2 protein-coding genes are annotated in these 1,658 nt (G+C 32.5%); both read left to right on the top strand.

Features of this window, described 5'->3' with window-relative positions; all coding sequences use genetic code 11:
* A partial coding sequence (locus GH715_RS21205) for a polymorphic toxin type 15 domain-containing protein (protein ID WP_240469434.1) occupies positions 1-552 on the top strand: 552 nt, incomplete at its 5' end.
* 19 nt (positions 553-571) lie between these two features.
* Complete coding sequence (locus GH715_RS21200; RefSeq protein WP_153837221.1) at positions 572-1,117, top strand: T6SS immunity protein Tdi1 domain-containing protein; 546 nt, start codon at positions 572-574, stop codon at positions 1,115-1,117.
* The last annotated feature ends 541 nt before the right edge of the window (positions 1,118-1,658 follow it).

The raw sequence follows: 1,658 nt of genomic DNA, 5'->3' as shown, positions 1-1,658 counted from the left end.
GTAAGTAGAGTTGGGAATGGTACTAAGGGTACGGGTAATGTAAAGCATTTGGATGATGTACCAAGAATAAAAGAAGTTGAAGTTAATTTTAAAAGAAATGTTAAACATGACTCCGAAGAGTTTGCAAGACAATTAAAAGACCAAGAAAAAGGTATGAATGAATTAACGGTTGACGAGTATCTGAAAAATAGAGACAGATTTATTGTTGAAGGTAGAGCAATAGAAGGAAATGCAGCCCAAAAAATGGCTAGACAAGAAGCACTTAAAGATAAAATTGCTGAACTGCGAAAACAAGGACTTTCCAGAGCAGAGGCGACAAAGCAAGCTTCAGAATGGCTGGAAACAAAAGCAGCACTTCATAATCCAGATCAAATAGCTGGAGGAAGAACAGACATTATTGGAGGTATGGGGGATAAAAGAGTAAATTCCTCGATAGGTTCACAATGGAAATTTAGAATTGATGTTGTTGATGAGCAAATTAGGGAAATTGCGAAGAATATGTCATCTGAACAGCTAAAGAATACTTATTTAAATGTAAAATTAACTCAATAATCAAAGGAGGGTATGTTAATTGGAAACTATATTTAGCGATTTTATAAAACACGAAACAGTTGATGATGATATTATTTTAAAATATAAAGATAAACTTCCTGAAGAATTAATAGAAATATGGAAAAAATATGGTTTTGGTACTTTTGTAAATGACTTTTTAAAAGTTATTAATCCAGACGATTATTTAGATATTTTAGAGAGAAGTTATCTAAGGTATGAGCAGGCCATTCCTATTTTTACAACCGCAATGGGTGATATTATAGTATGGGAAAAAGGTAAGTATGTAAATTTATTAAACTTTAGGAAAGGATATGTTAATGTTGTTTCATCCGGATTTGAATTCTTTTTTGATGACTTAAAAGATAATGATTTTATGAACGATGAATTAATGTGGCAGCCTTATCCTGAAGCGATTAGTAAATACAGTGCCCCTAACTATGATGAGTGTTTTGGATACACCCCTCTATTAGGTTTAGGTGGCGCGGAAAAAGTTGAGAACCTAAAGAAAGTAAAATTGAAGGAACATATTCTTATTATTACTGAATTTATGGGAACAGTGCAGTAATGTTCAAAACTATGTTAACTATAAGCACTTGATTGCCTTATTAGGCAACAGGGGCTTTTATTTTTTTGTTAGAAATTTAAACTTTGGATGACATTGATAATGCTTAATTGAAATTCATAGCTCATGAAGGTTGTACCATCATGAAGTATTGTTTTAACACTTTGAGGAACGGAATAAGAACGAGAAATAGGCGAGATGACATTTTTCATGGCAGAGATAGTTATGATATGGAATTGCTGACAAACTAACGAGATTGACAAAGCTCGTAGCGATAAACAATAAGGTAACGTGAAAGAGAGTTTTTATATTGCTTGGGCTTATAATTTTTTGGTTGTATTTTTACTAGGGACGGTCGTATGATACTCGCTATTCGCTTAAAAAGCGTCACACAAAATTGTAATTTGCGTAACGGGATGGTGAAAAGTTGAAAAGTATTGGATAGCAAGTGATGAGTAATTAGAAGAGAAGAAAATAAATAATCTATTCCTTAGTATTAAAAGGTTTTGATATACTAAAGAAGACAGAGTATGGTATATATGGA

Origin of the sequence: Gracilibacillus thailandensis (assembly GCF_010994055.1) — a bacterium.
GTDB lineage: Bacteria > Bacillota > Bacilli > Bacillales > Amphibacillaceae > Gracilibacillus > Gracilibacillus lacisalsi.
Note: the sequence above shows the minus strand (reverse complement) of the source record. Positions and strands in the feature narration are given on the sequence as shown.